Annotated in this window: 16 protein-coding genes, 1 pseudogene and 2 riboswitches; of the genes and pseudogenes, 10 read left to right on the forward strand and 7 right to left on the reverse strand. The window is 76.9% G+C overall.

Annotated elements, in window-relative coordinates; genetic code table 11:
- Window positions 1-68: 68 nt before the first annotated feature.
- From AC1050_RS10805 to AC1050_RS10835, 7 genes are all read left to right on the forward strand, one after another.
- Window positions 69-824, forward strand: coding sequence for an FMN-binding negative transcriptional regulator (locus AC1050_RS10805; protein ID WP_482387412.1), 756 nt, complete (start codon window positions 69-71; stop codon window positions 822-824).
- Between the two features lie 26 nt (window positions 825-850).
- Window positions 851-2,338: an amidohydrolase gene (locus AC1050_RS10810; RefSeq protein WP_482387413.1), complete on the forward strand. Its 1,488-nt coding sequence runs from the start codon at window positions 851-853 to the stop codon at window positions 2,336-2,338.
- 140 nt (window positions 2,339-2,478) lie between these two features.
- Window positions 2,479-2,916 (forward strand): hypothetical protein, encoded by a 438-nt coding sequence (locus AC1050_RS10815; RefSeq protein WP_482387414.1) that lies wholly within the window; start codon window positions 2,479-2,481, stop codon window positions 2,914-2,916.
- An 88-nt stretch (window positions 2,917-3,004) separates the two neighbouring features.
- Entirely contained in the window at window positions 3,005-3,292 is a 288-nt protein-coding gene (gene purS / locus AC1050_RS10820; protein ID WP_482387415.1) for a phosphoribosylformylglycinamidine synthase subunit PurS, read from the forward strand.
- Window positions 3,292-3,987, forward strand: coding sequence for a phosphoribosylformylglycinamidine synthase subunit PurQ (gene purQ, locus AC1050_RS10825; RefSeq protein ID WP_482387416.1), 696 nt, complete (start codon window positions 3,292-3,294; stop codon window positions 3,985-3,987). Before purS ends, purQ begins: the two co-directional genes overlap by 1 nt.
- A gap of 232 nt (window positions 3,988-4,219) precedes the next feature.
- Window positions 4,220-4,882 carry a hypothetical protein gene (locus AC1050_RS10830; protein WP_482387417.1) on the forward strand — a complete coding sequence of 221 codons (663 nt, stop codon included), beginning with the start codon at window positions 4,220-4,222 and terminating at the stop codon, window positions 4,880-4,882.
- Between the two features lie 29 nt (window positions 4,883-4,911).
- Window positions 4,912-5,367, forward strand: a complete 456-nt coding sequence (locus AC1050_RS10835) for a hypothetical protein (RefSeq protein ID WP_482387418.1) — start codon at window positions 4,912-4,914, stop codon at window positions 5,365-5,367.
- Between the two features lie 19 nt (window positions 5,368-5,386).
- Here AC1050_RS10835 and AC1050_RS10840 read toward each other — a convergent pair whose 3' ends face one another.
- The 3 genes and pseudogenes from AC1050_RS10840 to AC1050_RS10850 all read right to left on the reverse strand — a co-directional run.
- On the reverse strand, window positions 5,387-6,640 hold the full coding sequence (locus AC1050_RS10840) for an O-succinylhomoserine sulfhydrylase (RefSeq protein ID WP_482387925.1): 1,254 nt from the start codon (window positions 6,638-6,640) through the stop codon (window positions 5,387-5,389).
- A 14-nt stretch (window positions 6,641-6,654) separates the two neighbouring features.
- Complete coding sequence (locus tag AC1050_RS10845) at window positions 6,655-7,080, reverse strand: rhodanese-like domain-containing protein (RefSeq protein WP_482387419.1); 426 nt, start codon at window positions 7,078-7,080, stop codon at window positions 6,655-6,657.
- A gap of 23 nt (window positions 7,081-7,103) precedes the next feature.
- Window positions 7,104-7,286 (reverse strand): annotated as a pseudogene (locus AC1050_RS10850) (DUF1737 domain-containing protein); the annotation flags it as partial.
- Between the two features lie 6 nt (window positions 7,287-7,292).
- Window positions 7,293-7,401, reverse strand: a riboswitch (SAM riboswitch).
- A gap of 97 nt (window positions 7,402-7,498) precedes the next feature.
- Window positions 7,499-7,614, forward strand: a riboswitch (SAM riboswitch).
- A 47-nt stretch (window positions 7,615-7,661) separates the two neighbouring features.
- Here AC1050_RS10850 and AC1050_RS10855 point away from each other — a divergent pair.
- Window positions 7,662-9,047, forward strand: coding sequence for an aminotransferase class V-fold PLP-dependent enzyme (locus tag AC1050_RS10855; RefSeq protein WP_482387420.1), 1,386 nt, complete (start codon window positions 7,662-7,664; stop codon window positions 9,045-9,047).
- Window positions 9,048-9,118: 71 nt separating this feature from the next.
- Here AC1050_RS10855 and AC1050_RS10860 read toward each other — a convergent pair whose 3' ends face one another.
- Genes AC1050_RS10860 through AC1050_RS10875 form a run of 4 tightly spaced genes read right to left on the reverse strand, consistent with a single transcriptional unit; the run spans window position 9,119 to window position 13,454 of the window.
- Window positions 9,119-9,742 (reverse strand): pentapeptide repeat-containing protein, encoded by a 624-nt coding sequence (locus AC1050_RS10860; protein ID WP_482387421.1) that lies wholly within the window; start codon window positions 9,740-9,742, stop codon window positions 9,119-9,121.
- 33 nt (window positions 9,743-9,775) lie between these two features.
- A complete protein-coding gene (locus tag AC1050_RS10865; RefSeq protein ID WP_482387422.1) occupies window positions 9,776-10,762 on the reverse strand; it encodes a MaoC family dehydratase in 987 nt (328 codons plus the stop codon).
- Window positions 10,759-12,120: a 3-oxoacyl-ACP reductase gene (locus tag AC1050_RS10870; RefSeq protein ID WP_482387423.1), complete on the reverse strand. Its 1,362-nt coding sequence runs from the start codon at window positions 12,118-12,120 to the stop codon at window positions 10,759-10,761. The genes AC1050_RS10865 and AC1050_RS10870 overlap by 4 nt, the downstream gene beginning before the upstream one ends.
- Window positions 12,117-13,454: an acetyl-CoA C-acetyltransferase gene (locus AC1050_RS10875; RefSeq protein WP_482387424.1), complete on the reverse strand. Its 1,338-nt coding sequence runs from the start codon at window positions 13,452-13,454 to the stop codon at window positions 12,117-12,119. Before AC1050_RS10875 ends, AC1050_RS10870 begins: the two co-directional genes overlap by 4 nt.
- Window positions 13,455-13,578: 124 nt before the next feature.
- On the opposite strand from AC1050_RS10875, the gene AC1050_RS10880 reads away from it, so the two are divergent.
- Together AC1050_RS10880 and AC1050_RS10885 are read left to right on the forward strand one after the other, a co-directional pair.
- Complete coding sequence (locus tag AC1050_RS10880; protein WP_482387425.1) at window positions 13,579-14,265, forward strand: TetR/AcrR family transcriptional regulator; 687 nt, start codon at window positions 13,579-13,581, stop codon at window positions 14,263-14,265.
- 124 nt (window positions 14,266-14,389) lie between these two features.
- Window positions 14,390-16,522 carry an acyl-CoA dehydrogenase family protein gene (locus AC1050_RS10885; RefSeq protein WP_482387426.1) on the forward strand — a complete coding sequence of 711 codons (2,133 nt, stop codon included), beginning with the start codon at window positions 14,390-14,392 and terminating at the stop codon, window positions 16,520-16,522.
- The last annotated feature ends 12 nt before the right edge of the window (window positions 16,523-16,534 follow it).

Consider the following 16,534-nt stretch of genomic DNA (forward strand, 5'->3'; position numbering starts at 1 on the left):
AAAGTTTTACGCGCCCGTCACACGCCGCGGGGTGCCGCCGGCACCGTCCGCGGTGGTGGAATGTGCCCGTGATCCACACCACCGAGTACGTCCTGACGGACGAGGCGCAGGTCCGCGAGGTCGTGCGCCGGCACGGCTGGGCGACGCTGGTGAGCAGCACGGACGACGGGCCCGTCGTGTCGCACGTGCCCGTGCTGCTCGCGGACGACGTGCCGCTGCCCGGTGCCGCCGCGACGCCGGGGCCCCCGTCGGCTTCGTCGACCTCGCCGGCACCGCCGGCCCCGCGCCCGCGGCGCGACGCCCACGGCCTGCCCGACCGGTTCCGGGTGCCCGCCGCGCCGCTGGAGGTGCTCAGCCACCTCGGCCGCCCCGACGAGGTGCTGCACCAGGTCGACGGCACGCGCGAGCACCTGCTGGTGGTCGAGGGCCCCTACGGCTACGTGTCCCCGGGCTGGTACGGCTACGCCCCGGCCGTCCCGACGTGGAACTACGTGGCGGTGCACCTGTACGGCACCCTCGAGCTGCTCGACGCCGAGGACTCGTACGCCGTGATGGCCGCGACGGTCGACCGGTACGAGGCGCCGATGCCGGAGCCGGTGCGGATGCCGGACGTCGAGGGCTACGCCCGCCGGATCGCACCGGGCGCCGTCGGCTTCCGGCTGCGGGTGACCCGGTTCCAGGCCAAGGCCAAGCTCAGCCAGGACAAGCCGCGCGCCGTCGCCGAGCGCGTCGCCGCGGCCCTGGAGACCGACCCGCACTACGCCGACCCGGCGCTCGCGGCCGCCATGCGCGCCGAGCTCGACCGCCGCCCCGACTGGGCCTGACTGCCCGCACCCCCCCGGAGACCCCTGTGACCGCCGCCGCCCTCGTCCTGACCCGCGCCCGCCTGCTGGGCGCCGCCCGCACCGTCGACGTGCTGCTGCGCGACGGGCGGGTGCAGGCCGTCGGGCCGGACGTCGCCCGCACGGCCGGCGCGGGGGTGGAGCAGGTCGACCTGGACGGGCGCACGGTGCTGCCCGGGCTGTGGGACGCGCACACGCACATGACGCAGTGGGCGCTCGCCCGGCAGCGGCTCGACGTGTCCGCCGCGACGTCCGCCGCGCACGCGGTGCAGATCGTGCGGGACCGGCTCGCCGCGCGGCCGGTCACGCCGGGGACCGCGCTGGTGGGCTACGGGTTCCGCGACGGGCTGTGGCCCGACGCACCGACCGCGGCTCTGCTCGACGCGGCCGTCGGCGAGACCCCGGTGGTGCTGGTGTCCGCCGACCTGCACTGCGCCTGGTTCAGCACCGCCGGGCTGCGGTACGCCGGGGTCGGCGGGCACCCGACCGGGCTGCTCCGCGAGGGCGACTGGCTGCCGCTGACCGCCGTGGTCGACCAGGTCTCCGACGACGTCGCCGACGCCTGGGTCGCCGAGGCCTCGCAGGCCGCAGCGAAGCGCGGCGTCGTCGGCGTGGTCGAGCTCGAGATCACCGAGAACCTGACCCCGTGGCGGCGCCGGATCGCGGCCGGGAACGACGCGCTGCGGGTGCGGGCCGGCGTCTGGGAGCCGTACCTGGACCGGGTGCTCGCCGAGGAGCTGCGCACCGGCGACGTGGTCGTCGGCACGCGCGGGCTGCTGCAGCAGGGCCCGCTCAAGGTGGTCACCGACGGCTCGCTCAACACCCGCACCGCCTACTGCCACGACCCGTACCCGGGCCTGACCGGCCCGGACGCGCACGGCATCCTCGCCGTGCCGACGGAGCACCTGGTGCCGCTGATGGCGCACGCGCACCGCAAGGGCCTCACCTGCGCGATCCACGCGATCGGCGACCACGCCAACACCCTCGCGCTCGACGCGTTCGAGGCCAGCGGCGCCCGCGGGTCGGTGGAGCACGCGCAGCTGCTGACCGACGCCGACGTCGCCCGGTTCGCCGCGCTGGACCTGCTCGCCTCGGTGCAGCCGGAGCACGCGATGGACGACCGCGACGTGGCGGACCGGCACTGGGCCGGGCGCACCGGCCGCGCGTTCCCGCTGGCGTCGCTGGCCGCGGCCGGCGTCCGGCTCGCGATGGGCTCCGACGCGCCGGTGGCGCCGCTGGACCCTTGGCAGGCGGTGTCCGCCGCCGTCGAGCGCACGCGCGACGGGCGCGAGGCGTGGCACCCCGAGCAGCGGCTGGACCTGCTGACGGCGCTCCGGTCGTCCACCGACGGCCAGCCCCTGGAGCTCGCCGTCGGGGCCCCGGCCGACCTGGCGGTGCTGGACGCGGACCCCCTCGGCGCGAGCGGGGCGGCGCTGCGCGAGCTGCCGGTGGCCGGGACGCTGCTGGCCGGGCGGTGGACGCACCGGGAGCTGTGAGGCCACCGGTCCGGACGCCGCCGGCGTCCACCACCCGGACGAGGTCGGCCGATCGGGTGGCACCGCGAACGGGGCCTGGGTGCTAGCACCCCACCCTCCCGGCGACAGCGGGCGTACCGGGTCGTAACGTCGAGCCACCCATGTGCCCTGACCTGCGAGTCCTCGCCCCCCACGGGATCGCCGCCCGTGCCGCGCTCGGCTACCACCCGCGCGACGGCCGCCCGGTCGCGTGCTGGGTCGTGCACCCCACGGCCGCGGACGCCGGGGTGCTGTCGCGGCTCGACCGGTTCACCGCCGCCCTCGGTCTCGGCGCGCAGACCGACGCCGTCCTGACGGAGGTCGACGGGTACCGCGCGTCGCTCACGGCGGCCGGCGGCTGGGCGACCCTGTGGGTCGGCGACGAGTCCGAGCTGGTGGCCGAGCACGACGACGCGTGGCTCGACGCGCTGCTGGACCGGGGCTGGGCCATCGTCGTCATCGGCACCTCGCCGGACCTGGCCCGCGCCGACAACGCGACGGTGCTGGCGTACCTGACCGGCGGCGACGCCGCGCACGTGGGCGTGGTCCGGGCCGCCTGAGCCGGGTGCGCGGGCGGCGGGCGCCAGCAGTCCCGCGGGGTCGGTAGGCTGTGACCATCCCCACCGCCGCGAACCAGGGAGCTCACCCGTGGGACGAGTCGTCGTCGATGTGATGCCCAAGCCGGAGATCCTCGACCCGCAGGGCAAGGCCGTCGCCGGCGCGCTGCCGCGGCTGGGCTTCGGGCAGTTCACCGCCGTCCGCCAGGGCAAGCGGTTCGAGCTCGAGGTCGACGGGCCGGTGACCCCCGAGGTCCTCGCCGCCGCCGCCGAGGCCGCCGCCCAGGTGCTGTCCAACCCGGTCATCGAGGACGTCGTGCGGGTCGCCGACTCCGAGGCCGACGCGGCCGCCACCATCACGTCGGGCGGCCTCGCCTGATGACGAGGATCGGCGTCGTCACGTTCCCCGGCACGCTGGACGACCGCGACGCCGCGCGCGCGGTGCGGCTCGCCGGTGCCGAGCCCGTCGCGCTCTGGCACGCGGACGCCGACCTCAAGGGGGTCGACGCCGTCGTCCTGCCCGGCGGTTTCTCGTACGGCGACTACCTGCGGGCCGGCGCCATCAGCCGGTTCGCGCCCGTGATGGGCGAGGTCGTCGAGGCCGCCGGCAAGGGGATGCCCGTGCTCGGCATCTGCAACGGCTTCCAGGTCCTCACCGAGGCGCACCTGCTGCCCGGGTCGATGATCAAGAACGACCACCTGCACTTCGTCTGCCGCGAGCAGGTGCTGTCCGTCGAGCGGACCGGCACCGCCTGGACCGGCGAGTACCGCGAGGGCGAGCGGATCACCATCCCGCTCAAGAACCAGGACGGCCAGTACGTCGCCGACGAGCGCACGCTGGACGAGCTGGAGGGGGAGGGCCGCGTGGTCTTCCGCTACGAGGACGCGAACCCGAACGGCTCCCGCCGCGGCATCGCCGGCATCAGCAACGCCCGGGGCAACGTCGTCGGGCTGATGCCGCACCCCGAGCACGCGGTCGAGGCCGGGTTCGGCCCGGACGGCGCCCGCGGCCCGCGGTCCGGCACCGACGGCCTGCGGTTCTTCACCTCCGTGATGCGGTCGCTGGTCTCCTGACCCGCCGCTGACCCACCCGTGCCCGGGCTCGGCCCGACGCGACCCGGGCCCGGCCGGGCCCCGGGCGTCACGGTCGCCCGGCATGTGGACGCGGCGTGGTGCCGCGTGGCGCCGGCGGGTTAGCGTGCTCGCGTGTTCCTGACCCGGGTGTGTTGTCGCTGAGCTGACGACCCCGCGCGCCCGCGGCCGCCCCGGCCCCCGCGCGCACCCGCCTCCTGTCGAGGACACCCCCATGGCTCAGCCCGTGCTGGACCGCGCGCCCGCGGTCGCCCACCTCCACCCCGCCCCCTCCGGCACCCGGCCCACGCGTGCGCGTGCCGCCCGCGCTGCCGGCCCCGCCCGCGCTGCCGGCCCCGAGCAGCCCGCCCTCGCCGAGCACCCCTGGTCCGCGCCGTCCGCGCCGTCCGCGGTCAACGCGACGGAGCCGCCGGCGATCCACGTCCGGACGCCCCGCTACGGCGTCCGGACCGTCGAGGCCCGGCCCGGGTCCGAGTCCGCGATCGCGGTGGCCGCGCGCACCGCGGACGTCATCCGCCTGGAGTTCTCCGTCGCCGTGCCCTCGGTCGGCGCGCTGGCCCGGGTCGCCGCCCTGGTCGACGAGGCCCTCGCCGAGTCCGGCCGGGACCGCGACGGGGTGCGCGTGCTCCTGGACCTCGAGGTCGTGCTGGCCGGCGACGAGCGGACGGCGCGGCGCAAGCGGTCCCAGCTGGAGCACCTGGACGCGCTGGCGGGCCTGACCTGGTCGCCCGCCGACACCCGGGTGGTGACGACCGCGGACCGGCTGGTGGCCGAGGTCCGCGAGCTCGCTGTGCGGGCCGGGGTGGACGGCGTCGTGCTGCACCCGCTCGCCGGCGGCCGGGCCGTGGAGGACGAGCTCCGCGCGCTCGTCGCCTGACCCGGCACGGGCGTCGGTACGGTGTGCCGATGACACGGACGTGGCACTGGTCGGTGCTCGGCGTGCCGCTGCTCGCCGGGTGGCTGGTGGCGGGCGCGTGGGCGGGCGACGCCGGCTCGCGCGCCGCGTTCCTCGGCTACGCGGTGCTGATGTTCCTGGTCGGCGTCGTGCCCGTGGTGCTGCTCCTGACGCTCGTCGGGGCGGGGGTCCTGGCCGTGGCACGACGGCTCCCGCGGCCGGGGGAACCGCGCCGCGGCCGTGCCCTGGCCGTCGCCGTGGCCGCCACCGCGGCCCTGACCACGCTGGCCGGGGCGGTCCTCGGCCCCGGGGGACTGGCGGTCGCCGGCGCGGCGCCCGCGGTGCTCGGCTGGTCGGCGCTGGCCGTGGGGCTGCCCCTGACGACAGCGGCCGCGGTGGCCTGGACGCGCTGGCAGCCCCGGGCGGAGCCGGCCCGCTCGCCGGCGGCCGGCGGCGCGCGGAACTGACGCCGGCGCCCGCCGCGCGTCAGGCGTCCAGCGCCGCCAGGGCCTGGTCCAGGTCGTCCCGCAGGTCCGCCGGGTCCTCGAGCCCGACCGACAGCCGCACGGTCGACTCGGCGATGCCCACCGCCGCGCGGCCGGCGGCGCCGAGCTTGCGGTGCGTCGTCGTCGCCGGGTGCGTGACCAGCGACTTCGCGTCGCCGAGGTTGTTGGAGATGTCGACCACCCGCAGCGCGTCGAGCACGCCGAAGGTCGCCTGCTTGGCGAGGTCGGCGCCGGCACCGTCGGGCACCCGCAGGTCGAACGTCACGACCGTGCCGCCGCCGTCCTGCTGCGCGAGCGCGAGGGCGTGCTGCGGGTGCGACGGCAGGTACGGGTACCGCACCTGCGCGACCGCCGGGTGCTGCTCCAGCCACGTCGCCAGCGTCAGGGCGGACGCCGTCTGGTGCCGGACGCGCAGCGACAGCGTCTCCAGGCCCTTGAGCAGCACCCACGCGTTGAACGCGGACAGCGACGGCCCGGTGTTCCGGATGAGCGTCTGCACGGGACCGTGCACGTAGGCGTCGGTGCCGAGGATCGCGCCGCCGAGCACCCGGCCCTGCCCGTCGATGTGCTTGGTGGCCGAGTACACGACGACGTCGGCGCCGAGCTCGAGCGGCCGGGACAGCACCGGGGTGGCGAACACGTTGTCCACGACGACCACGGCCCCGGCGGCGTGCGCGAGCCGGCTGACGGTCGCGATGTCGACCAGGTCCTGCATCGGGTTGGACGGCGTCTCGAAGAACACCACGTCGGCCGGGGTGGCCAGCGCCTGCTCCCACTGCTCCGGCACGTGGCCGTCGACGTAGTCGGTGCGCACGCCCCACCGCGCGAGGATCTCGTCGAAGATCACGACGGTCGACCCGAACAGCGCCCGGGCCGCCACGACCCGGGAGCCGGAGCGGACCAGCGCGGCGAGCGCGGTGAACACCGCGGACATCCCGGAGGCGGTGGCGTAGCAGGCCTCGGCGCCCTCGAGCAGGCGGAGCCGCTCCTCGAACGTCGACACCGTCGGGTTGCCGTACCGGGAGTACAGGAACCGGTCGGCCTCGCCCGCGAACGCCGCCTCGGCGTCGGCGGCGCGCTCGTACACGTAGCCCTGCGTGAGGAACAGCGCCTCGGACGTCTCCTGGAACGGGGTGCGCACCGTGCCGCCGCGGACGGCCAGCGTGTCCGGGCGCAGCGTGTCCCGGGGCAGCCGGCCGTCGTGCCAGTCGGCAGGACCGGGCGCGCCGGTCAGGTCGTCCGCGCCGGTCACGCCTCCCGCCAGGGCAGGCCGGCGGCGCGCCAGCCCTGGTGCCCCCGCTGCCCGTCCGGGCCGACGTCGCCCTCGAACCCGGTGAGCACGTTGTACGCCGGGCCGAGCCCGGCGGCGGTCGCGGTGACGGCGGCGGCGACCGACCGCGCGCCGGACCGGCACAGGAACACGACGGGCCGCGGGTCGTCGGCCGTCACGCCGGCGGCCGCCAGCTCGTCGAGGAACCGCGCGTTCGGCCGGCCCAGCTGGTCGGTCCACTGCACGAAGGCCGTGCGGTCGTCGCCCGCGTCGGCGGTGTCGGGCACGCCGATCGTCCGCCACTCGCCCTCGGTGCGGACGTCCACCAGGACGGCCCGCTCGTCCTGCAGCAGCAGGTCCCAGGCCTCCTGCGGGGTGAGGTCACCCGCGTACGGCGCGGTCACAGCGGGCGCACCGTGGCGTGCGGGGCGGTCGCGGCGGGCAGGACCACGGCCTGCGCGACGACGACGCGCTCGCCGTCGAAGGTCGCGGCCGGGCCGCCGTGCAGCTCGTAGCCCTCGGCGAGCGCGGCGCTGACCCGCTCGCAGAAGGTGCGGTCGTCCGGCCCCGTCAGCAGGCGGTAGCGCAGGCGGTCGTCGGTCTCGGTCATGCGTCTCCTCCATCGGTTCTGGCGGAAGCACCCTCGGCAGGGCCGGGCGGGCGCCCAGGTCCACGGGTTGCTGCGGCGTCGTCGAGCCAGATCTCTCAGCCGCTCTGGATGGTGCGGCGATGCTACGCCACGGCCGCCGGGGAGCGGTTCACCCCGCCCGCTCCGTGGACCGGTGTTGACACGCGCGCGCGGCCCCGCCCATCCTCGAACCAGGTCATGAGCGCCAGCGCGAAGCCCCGGCTCGCTGGCCGGCAACCCTCCCACCGCGGCGGGGTGCCCCGGGTGACGACCTGGCCGACCGCCGTCCGGCGGCCGGCAAGCGCGGGGTCGCCCGGTCCGTGACCGAGCCCCCAGATCCGTCCCGGGGGTACTCCCATGTCCGTCAGCACCACCACCACCTGTGCACCGGCCGCGGCCGCGCTGCTGCCCGTCGTCGGCGCCGGGACGCTCGTCCCGCTGGTCGACGGCCGGTCGGTGCCGTACGCCAACCTCGACTACGCGGCGTCGGCACCGGCGCTCGAGCAGGTCGCCGCCCGCGTCGTCGAGGTGCTGCCGCTGTACGCGTCGGTGCACCGCGGCGCCGGCTACCTGTCCCAGGTGTCGACCGCGCTGTACGAGGCGTCGCGGGCCGCGGTCGCCCGGTTCGCCGGCGCCCGCGCGGACGACGTCGCGGTGATCACCCGCAACACCACGGACGCGCTGAACCTGCTGGCGGGCTGCGTCCCGGACGGCGGGCGGGTGCTCGTGCTGGACGTCGAGCACCACGCGAACTTGCTTCCGTGGGTGTCCTCGGTGCGCGGCTCCGGCCGCACCGCGACGATCCTGCCGGCCGCGCCCACGGTCGCCGAGACGCTCACGGCGCTGCGCACCGAGCTCGCGCGCCTGCCGTACGCGCTGGTGACGGTGACCGGGGCGTCGAACGTCACGGGCGAGGCGCTGCCGATCCCGTCCGTGGTGGCGCTGGCCCAGGAGGCCGGGGCCCGGGTGGCGGTGGACGGCGCGCAGCTGCTCCCGCACCGGGCGTTCTCGCTGGCGGACTCCGGCGTGGACTACGTGGCGTTCTCCGGGCACAAGACCTACGCCCCGTTCGGCGCGGGGGCGCTGGTCGGTCGCCGGGACTGGCTGGACGCCGGCGCCCCGTACCTGGCCGGCGGCGGCGCGGTCCGGGACGTCCGCACGGACCGGACGCTCTGGCAGCCCGCGCCGGCCCGGCACGAGGGCGGCTCGCCCAACGTGCTCGGTGCCGTGGCGCTGGCCGAGGCCTGCGACGCCCTCGCCGGCCTGCCGGCCGGTGCGCTCGCCGAGCACGAGGCCGCGCTGCGGGCGCGCCTGGTCGACGGGCTCGCGACGATCCCGGGCGCGCGCGTGCTGCGGCTGTGGTCCGACTCGGCCGAGCCGGTCGGCGTGGTCGCGTTCACGCTCGGCGAGCACGACGCCGGCCTGGTTGCCGCCTACCTGTCCGCCGAGCACGGCATCGGGGTGCGCGACGGGCGGTTCTGCGCGCACCCGCTGCTCGCCCGGGTCGGCGTCACCGGCGGGGCGGTCCGCGCCTCGGTCGGCGTCGGCACCACCACGGACACGGTCGACCGGCTGCTCGCCGGGCTGCGGGCGTTCGTGGCCGCGGGGCCGCGCGCGGCGTACGAGGTGGTCGACGGCTGCTGGGCCGTCGCCGGGGACACCCGGCCGCGGCCGGAGGTGTCCGGGATCGACGCCATCGCCGCGACCGCCGCCGCCGCGTGCGGCCCGGCGGTCGAGGACTGACCCACCCACAGACCGACCCGGGTCGGCCCGAGCGGGGGGCAGGCCGGCCCGGGTCGCACCCCCGTGCGCGCTCAGCGCACGGTCACCCCGAGGTGCGCGGCGAGCGCACCGGCGAGCTCCAGGAGCTGCTGCTCGCTGATCGTCGCGCCCTTCAGACCCGCGGTCCCGTCGATGCCGGCCAGGTCGGCGCCGCGCAGGTCCACCTCCCGCAGCTGCGCCCGGGTCACGTCCAGGCGGCCCACCCGGCAGCCCTCGAACCGGACGCGCGCAGCCTTCACCCCGGCCAGGTCCAGGTCGCCGATCGTGCAGCCCACCAGGCGGACGTCCTGCACGCGGGAGTCGCGCAGGTTCAGGTAGTCGATCTTGCCGCCCTCGACGGTCACCCGGTCCCAGGAGCCGCCGAACGCCTCCAGCGCACCGAACCGGCAGTCGCGCAGGGTCACGTCCCGCCAGGTGCCGGACCGGGCGCGGAGCGTGCCGGCGCGGCAGTCGGCCAGCGTGGTGTCGACCAGGTGCGCGTGGTCGAGCGTCGCGCCGTCCAGGTCGCAGCCCCGCAGCAGGCACTCGATGAACCGGCTGCTCTCGGCGTCGACCCCGGCCAGGTCGTGGCCGTCCAGCAGCAGCCGGTCGTAGTCGCCCTCCGGTTCCAGCGGGCCGGCGTAGGTCTCCAGGGCGGACTCGTGCGGTGCGGGCATGCGTCCAGGGTGGCACGCACCTCGGCGCACGCCTCAGCGCACGTCCCGGCCCAGCGGGGTCACCTCCACGGTGAGGTGCGGCTTGTTCCGCTTCCCGTCCCACACCACGACCGACCACCCGTCGCCGCGGTGCGGGTCGGGCCGCGGCCCGACCCGTACGGCGGGGGAGGACGGCAGCAGCACGGGCGCCGCGAACTCGACGTCCCAGGTGTACGCCTCCCCGCGCCGGGCGCCCACGTCGGCGAGCGCCCGCGCGGCGGTGTACATGCCGTGCGCGATGGCCCGGGGGAACCCCAGCGCTCGCGCGGTCAGCGGGGTGAGGTGGATGGGGTTGGCGTCGCCGGACACCGCGGCGTACCGGCGCCCCGTCCCGGCGTCGAGCACCCACCGGCCCGTGGGGTCCGGCGCGGTGAACGCGGCACGGGCCGGGTCCGCCGGGACCTCCCCGGGCACCCGGACGCCCGGGGCGAGGTACGTCGACACGCCGCGCCAGGCGGGCGCGGCGTCCGGGTCGGCCGGGTCCGTGCCCGACCGCCGGACCTCGGTGACCAGGTCCACCTGCGCGCCCTTGCGGTGCGGCCGGAGGTCCTGCGCCCAGGCGCGCACGTCCAGCACGTCGCCGACCCGCAGCGGCGACCGCTGCTCGACCCGGTTGGCCAGGTGCACGATCCCCAGCGGCGGCATCGGGAAGTCCGGCCGGACGATCAGCGCGATCGCGGCCGGGAACGCCAGCACGTGCACGTAGCCCGCGGGCAGCACGTCCCCGGCGGGCTCGCCGAGCAGGTGCTGGTACGCGGTGAGCACCCCGGGGTCGGGCCGCAGCCCGGTCACCCGGTGCTCGACGGCGGGGAGCACGGGCGCGGACGCGCCGCCCCGACCCCCGCCCAGCGCCCGCCGCAGCGGCCCGGCGACGGCGGCCCGGCCGGACGCGAGCCCGGCGCGGGCGTACAGCGCGCCGAGGCCGGGGGACCCCGGCAGCTCGACGACCTGCCGCGCGCCGGGGGTCGCGAGCGCGGTCACCGGCCCACCATGTTCTGCCCGCACACCCGCAGCACCTGCCCGACCACCCCGCCGGCCGGCGGCGACGCGAGGAACGCGACGGCCTCGGCCACGTCGACCGGCAGCCCGCCCTGCTGCAGGGAGGACAGCCGGCGCGCGACCTGCCGGGTGAGCGCGGGCATCCGCGCGGTCATGTCCGTCTCGATGAACCCCGGTGCGACCGCGTTGGCGGTGCCGCCGAACGCGGTGAGCAGCGGGGCGGTGGCCTGCACCATGCCGATCACGCCGCCCTTGGACGCGGCGTAGTTCGACTGCCCGCGGTTGCCCGCGATGCCGGACGTCGACGCGAGCGAGACGATCCGCGGGGCGTCCGTGACGTCGCCGGAGGTGAGCAGCGCCTCGTTGATCCGCAGCTGGGCGGCGACGTTCACCGCGATGACGGACTCCCACCGGTCGGGGGTCATGTTGGCCAGCAGCTTGTCCCGGGTGATCCCGGCGTTGTGCACCATGATGTCGAGCCGGCCGTGCCGGCCGAGCGCGTGCTCGAGGATGCGCGCGCCGGCGTCGTCGGCCGTGACGTCCAGCTGCAGGGCGGTGCCCCGCACCCGGTTGGCGACCGCGGCGAGCGCCTCGCCCGCCGCGGGGACGTCGACCGCGACGACGGTGGCGCCGTCCCGCGCCAGGGTGGTGGCGATGGCCGCGCCGATCCCGCGCGCGGCCCCGGTGACGACGGCGACCCGGCCCTCGAGCGGCCGGTCCCAGTCGGCGGGCAGGGACCCGGCGTCGGAGTCGACCGGCAGCAGCTGGCCGTCGACGTACGCGGACCGGGCGGACAGCAGGAACCGCAGGGTGCCGAGCACGCCCGGCGCCGTGACCGGCACGCCGTCGGCGACGACCACGCCGTTGGCGGTCGAGCCGGCGCGCAGCTCCTTGGCGACCGACCGGAGCGCGCCGTCGACGCCCTGCCGGGCGGCGGAGACCGCGGGCGCCTGGTCGGGGGTCGCCGGGCGGGAGACGGTGACGACGCGGCCGTGGGACGCGAGGGTCTTCAGCACCGGCGCCAGCGCGAGCAGCGGCTCGGCCAGGTCCGTCGGGTGCGCGACCTCGGTCAGCGCGAGCACCACGGCGGCGAACCGGGTGCCCTCGCCGGCGTGCCGGCGGACGTCCAGGTCCCAGCCCTTGCGGTCCGGTGACGTGCCGGCCAGCAGCTGCGCCAGCGTGTCGGCGTCCGCGCCGTCGCCGAGCACCAGCACGGGCCCGTCCACGAGCGGGGCGCCCGGCCGGTGCCGGCGCAGCCGTGCGGGGCGGGGCAGCCCGAGCTGCTTCGCGACCTTGGCGGTGAGCCCGCCGTTGACCAGGTCCAGGTAGGTGTCGGTCACGCCGCCTCCAGGATCGCGGCGACGCCGAGGCCCCCGGCGGCGCAGACGGACACGAGGGCGCGGACGGGGCGGTCCTCGCCGGCGGCGCGAAGCTCCGCGCGGCGCTGGTGCAGCGTCTTGGCGACGGACGCGACGATCCGCCCGCCGGTCGCCGCGAACGGGTGCCCGGCGGCCAGCGACGAGCCGTGCACGTTCAGGCGCGCGCGGTCCACGGTGCCGAGCGCGTCGTCCAGCCCCAGGCGGGACAGGCAGAACTCCTTGTCCTCCCACGCGGCGAGCGTGGTGAGCACGGTGGCGGCGAACGCCTCGTGGATCTCGACGTAGTCCAGGTCGGCCAGCGCCAGGCCCTGGCGGGCGAGCAGCCGCGGCACGGCGTACACCGGCGCCATCAGCAGGCCGTCCTCGCCGTGCACGAAGTCGACGGCCGCGGTCTCGGCGTCGACCACCGCGGCGAGCGGGGTCAGGCCGCGGGCGCGGGCCCAGTCCTCGGACGCGAGCAGCACGGCCGACGCCCCGTCGGTCAGCGGGGTGGAGTTGCCCGCGGTCATCGTGGCGGGGGTGTCGAGGCGCGTGCCGAACGCCGGCTTGAGCTTCGCCAGCTTCTCCAGGGAGGTGTCGGCGCGCAGGTTCTGGTCGCGCACCAGGCCGCGGTACGGCGTGACCAGGTCGTCGAAGAACCCGGCGTCGTAGGCCGCGGCGAGCCGCTGGTGGCTGGCGAGCGCGATCTCGTCCTGCGCCTGGCGGGAGATGCCCCACTGCGCGGTGGTCAGCGCCTGGTGCTCGCCCATCGACAGGCCGGTGCGCGGCTCGTCGGTGCGCGGCGTGGCGGGCTTGAGGTCGTGCGGCCGCAGCGCGGCAGCGGCCTGCAGCCGCTGCGGCACGGTCTTCGCGCGGGACAGGGCCAGCAGCGTGCGGCGCAGGCCCTCGCTGACGGCGATCGGCACGTCGGACGCCGAGTCGACGCCGCCCGCGACGCCGGACTCGACCTGGCCGAGCCGGATCTTGTTGGTGATGGCGACCACGGCCTCGAGCCCGGTGGCGCACGCCTGCTGCAGGTCGTACGCCGGGGTGCGGGCCGACAGCGGCGAGCCGAGCACGGCCTCGCGGGTCAGGTTGAAGTCGCGGCTGTGCTTGAGCACGGCGCCGGCGACCACCTCGCCCAGCACCTCGTCCTGCAGGCCGAACCGGGCGACCAGCCCGTCGAGGGCGGCGGTGAGCATGTCCAGGTTGCTGACCCGGGCGTAGGCGCCGCCGGCCCGGGCGAACGGGATCCGGTTGCCGCCGACCACCACGGCACGCGTGCCGCCGGGCGTCGGGGTGGGGGTGTCGGTCATCGTCGCAGGTCCTCCCGCATCGTCGTCGATGTCGCTGGGTGGTGCCGAACGGGCCGCCGGGGGTCCGGGACCTCGGTCCCTTGCGCGGTGCCCGAAACTCACAGTACCTGATACCGTCGGTTCTGTGAGCCCCAGCACCCGGGAGACGTCGACGGCGACCGCCGAGGCCGGCACGCGCCCCGACGACGGCCGGTCGACGCGCTGGGAGGACCACCGCGAGGCCCGCCGGGCCGAGCTGGTCCGCGTCGCGCGGCGCGTGGTGCACCACGGCGGGCCCGACGCGTCCATGGACGACATCGCGGCGGCCGCCGGCACGTCGAAGTCGATCGTCTACCGGTACTTCACCGACAAGGACGGCCTGCAGCTCGCGGTGGCCTCCGCCGTCGTCTCGGACATCCGGGACGCCCTGGACGCCGCCGCCACCGGGGCGAGCACGCCGCGGGACGCCCTGCGCCAGATGGTCGACACCTACCTGGCGATGATCGAGTCCTCGCCGCACGTGTACACGTTCGTCACCCGCGGCGGCTCCGTCGGCCCGTTCCTCGACTCCGTCACCGAGATGGTCGCCGTCCCGTTCGTCCGGGCGCTCGGCGTGCACGACGGGGACGGCGGCGACGACGCCGCGTGGGCCCGGCTCTGGGCCGCCGGCGCCGTCGGGTTCGTGCGCGGGGCGGGCGAGCGCTGGCTCGCCGCGGAGCCCGGCGCCGACCGCGAGGACGTCGCCGCCCGGGTCGCCGCGTGGCTGTGGGCCGGCCCCGTCGGCGTGCTGTCCCGCGAGCGCACCGCCCGGCCCGCCGACCCGCCCGGCTGAGCAGCCGGGCCACCCGCCCGACCCCGCCGCACCACCCGCACGCACCCCGCAGGACCCGCACCACCAGCACGTGACCGCATGGACACCGCGTCGACGACGACGCACCGATCGAGGGAGATCGTTCATGACCACGACCGCGCCGACCCCGGCCACCACCCCCGGCCCCACGTCGACGAGCCCGTCCGCGACCGTGCGCCCGACCGGCACCGGTCACCCGGCCCGCCGGGCGCCCGCGGACCCGCGCGTCGACGTCGCGCGGCTGACGGACGTGCTGCTCGGCCCCTACGCCGAGCTGCGCCGCGGCGCGCGCGCCGTCGTCGCTCAGGAGCGGTTCCAGCGGGTCGAGGGCCTGCCCGTGCCCGAGCACCGCGAGCGGGTGCTCGACCAGCTGCGCACGCTGGCGGCGGAGGGCGACGTGCTGCGCGCGTTCCCCTCGCGGCTCGGCGGCCGGGACGACCACGGCGGCAGCCTGGCCCGGTTCGAGGAGCTCGTCGCCGCGGACCCGTCGCTGCAGATCAAGGCCGGCGTCCAGTGGGGGCTGTTTGCCTCGGCGATCCTGCACCTGGGCACCGAGCGGCACCACGACGCCTACCTGCCGGGGGCGATGTCGGTCGACGTCCCCGGGGCGTTCGCGATGACGGAGACCGGCCACGGCTCGGACGTCGCGAGCATCGGCACCACGGCGACGTACGACCCGGCGACCGAGGAGTTCGTCGTGCACACGCCGTACCGGGCCGCCTGGAAGGACTACCTCGGCAACGCGGGTCAGCACGGCACGGCCGCGGTGGTGTTCGCCCAGCTCGTCGCGCAGGGCCCGGACGACAGGCACCCGGTCAACCACGGTGTGCACGCGTTCTACGTCCCGATCCGCGACGCGGCGACGGGGGAGTTCCTGCCCGGCATCGGCGGCGAGGACGACGGGCTCAAGGGCGGGCTGAACGGCATCGACAACGGGCGGCTGTGGTTCGACCACGTCCGGGTACCCCGCACGGACCTGCTGGACCGGTACGGCGCGGTGGCCGCCGACGGCACCTACAGCTCGCCGATCGCCAGCCCGGGGCGCCGGTTCTTCACCATGCTCGGCACGCTGGTGCAGGGGCGGGTGTCGCTGGACGGCGCCGCGGTGAACGCCGCGAAGCTCGGCCTGGTCACCGCGGTGACCTACGGCAACCAGCGCCGGCAGTTCGCGGGACCCTCGCCGACGGAGGAGGTCGTGCTGCTGGACTACGCGGAGCACCGGCGCCGCCTGCTGCCGCTGCTCGCCGAGACCTACGCCGCGACCTTCGCGCACGAGCACCTGCTCGCCGCGTTCGACGAGGTGTTCTCCGGCACGGACGACACCCCGGAGTCGCGCGAGGAGCTCGAGACCCTGGCCGCGGCGCTCAAGCCGACGTCGACCTGGCACGCGCTGACCACCCTGCAGACCTGCCGCGAGGCGTGCGGCGGCGCCGGGTTCCTCACCGCCAACCGGCTCACCTCGCTGCGCGCGGACCTCGACGTCTACGTGACCTTCGAGGGCGACAACACGGTGCTCTACCAGCTGGTGGGCAAGCGGCTGCTCGCCCGGTACGGCGCGCAGGTCGGCGGCGACCCGGCCGTCCTGGCCCGGCTGGTCGCGGGCAAGGCCGCCGACGCCGCGCTGCACCGGATGCCGCTGGCCCGGGCGGTGCAGACCCTGGTCGACGCCGGGGACGTCCGGCGCTCGGCCGGGCAGCTGCGGGACCCGCACGCCCAGCGCGACCTGCTCGCGGACCGCGTGGCGACGATGGTGGCCGAGCTCGCCCAGGCCCTGCGGCCCGCCCGCCGCGCGAAGCCGGAGGTCGCCGCGCAGCTGTTCGACGCGCACCAGCACGAGCTGGTCGAGGCCGCCCGCGCGCACGCCGAGCTGCTGCAGTGGGAGTCGTTCACCCGGGCGCTCGACACCGTGCCGGACGCCGCCACCAAGCAGGTGCTCACCTGGCTGCGGGACCTGTTCGGGCTCACGGTCATCGAGCGGCACCTCGCCTGGTACCTGGTCAACGGCCGGCTGTCCGCCGGGCGGGCCCGCACGGTGACGTCGTACATCGAGCGGCTGCTGCTCCGGCTGCGGCCGCACGCGCAGGACCTGGTCGACGCGTTCGGGTACGGCCCGGAGCACGTGCGCGCCGAGATCGCGTCCGGCGCGGAGGCGGCGCGGCAGGACGAGGCCCGCGAGGCGCAGCGCGCCGCGCGGGCGTCGGGGACCGAGCCGGTGCCGGAGCCGCGGCCGGCGCGCTGACACCGGCCGCCG

Source organism: Cellulomonas sp. NEAU-ZC6, assembly GCF_056844425.1.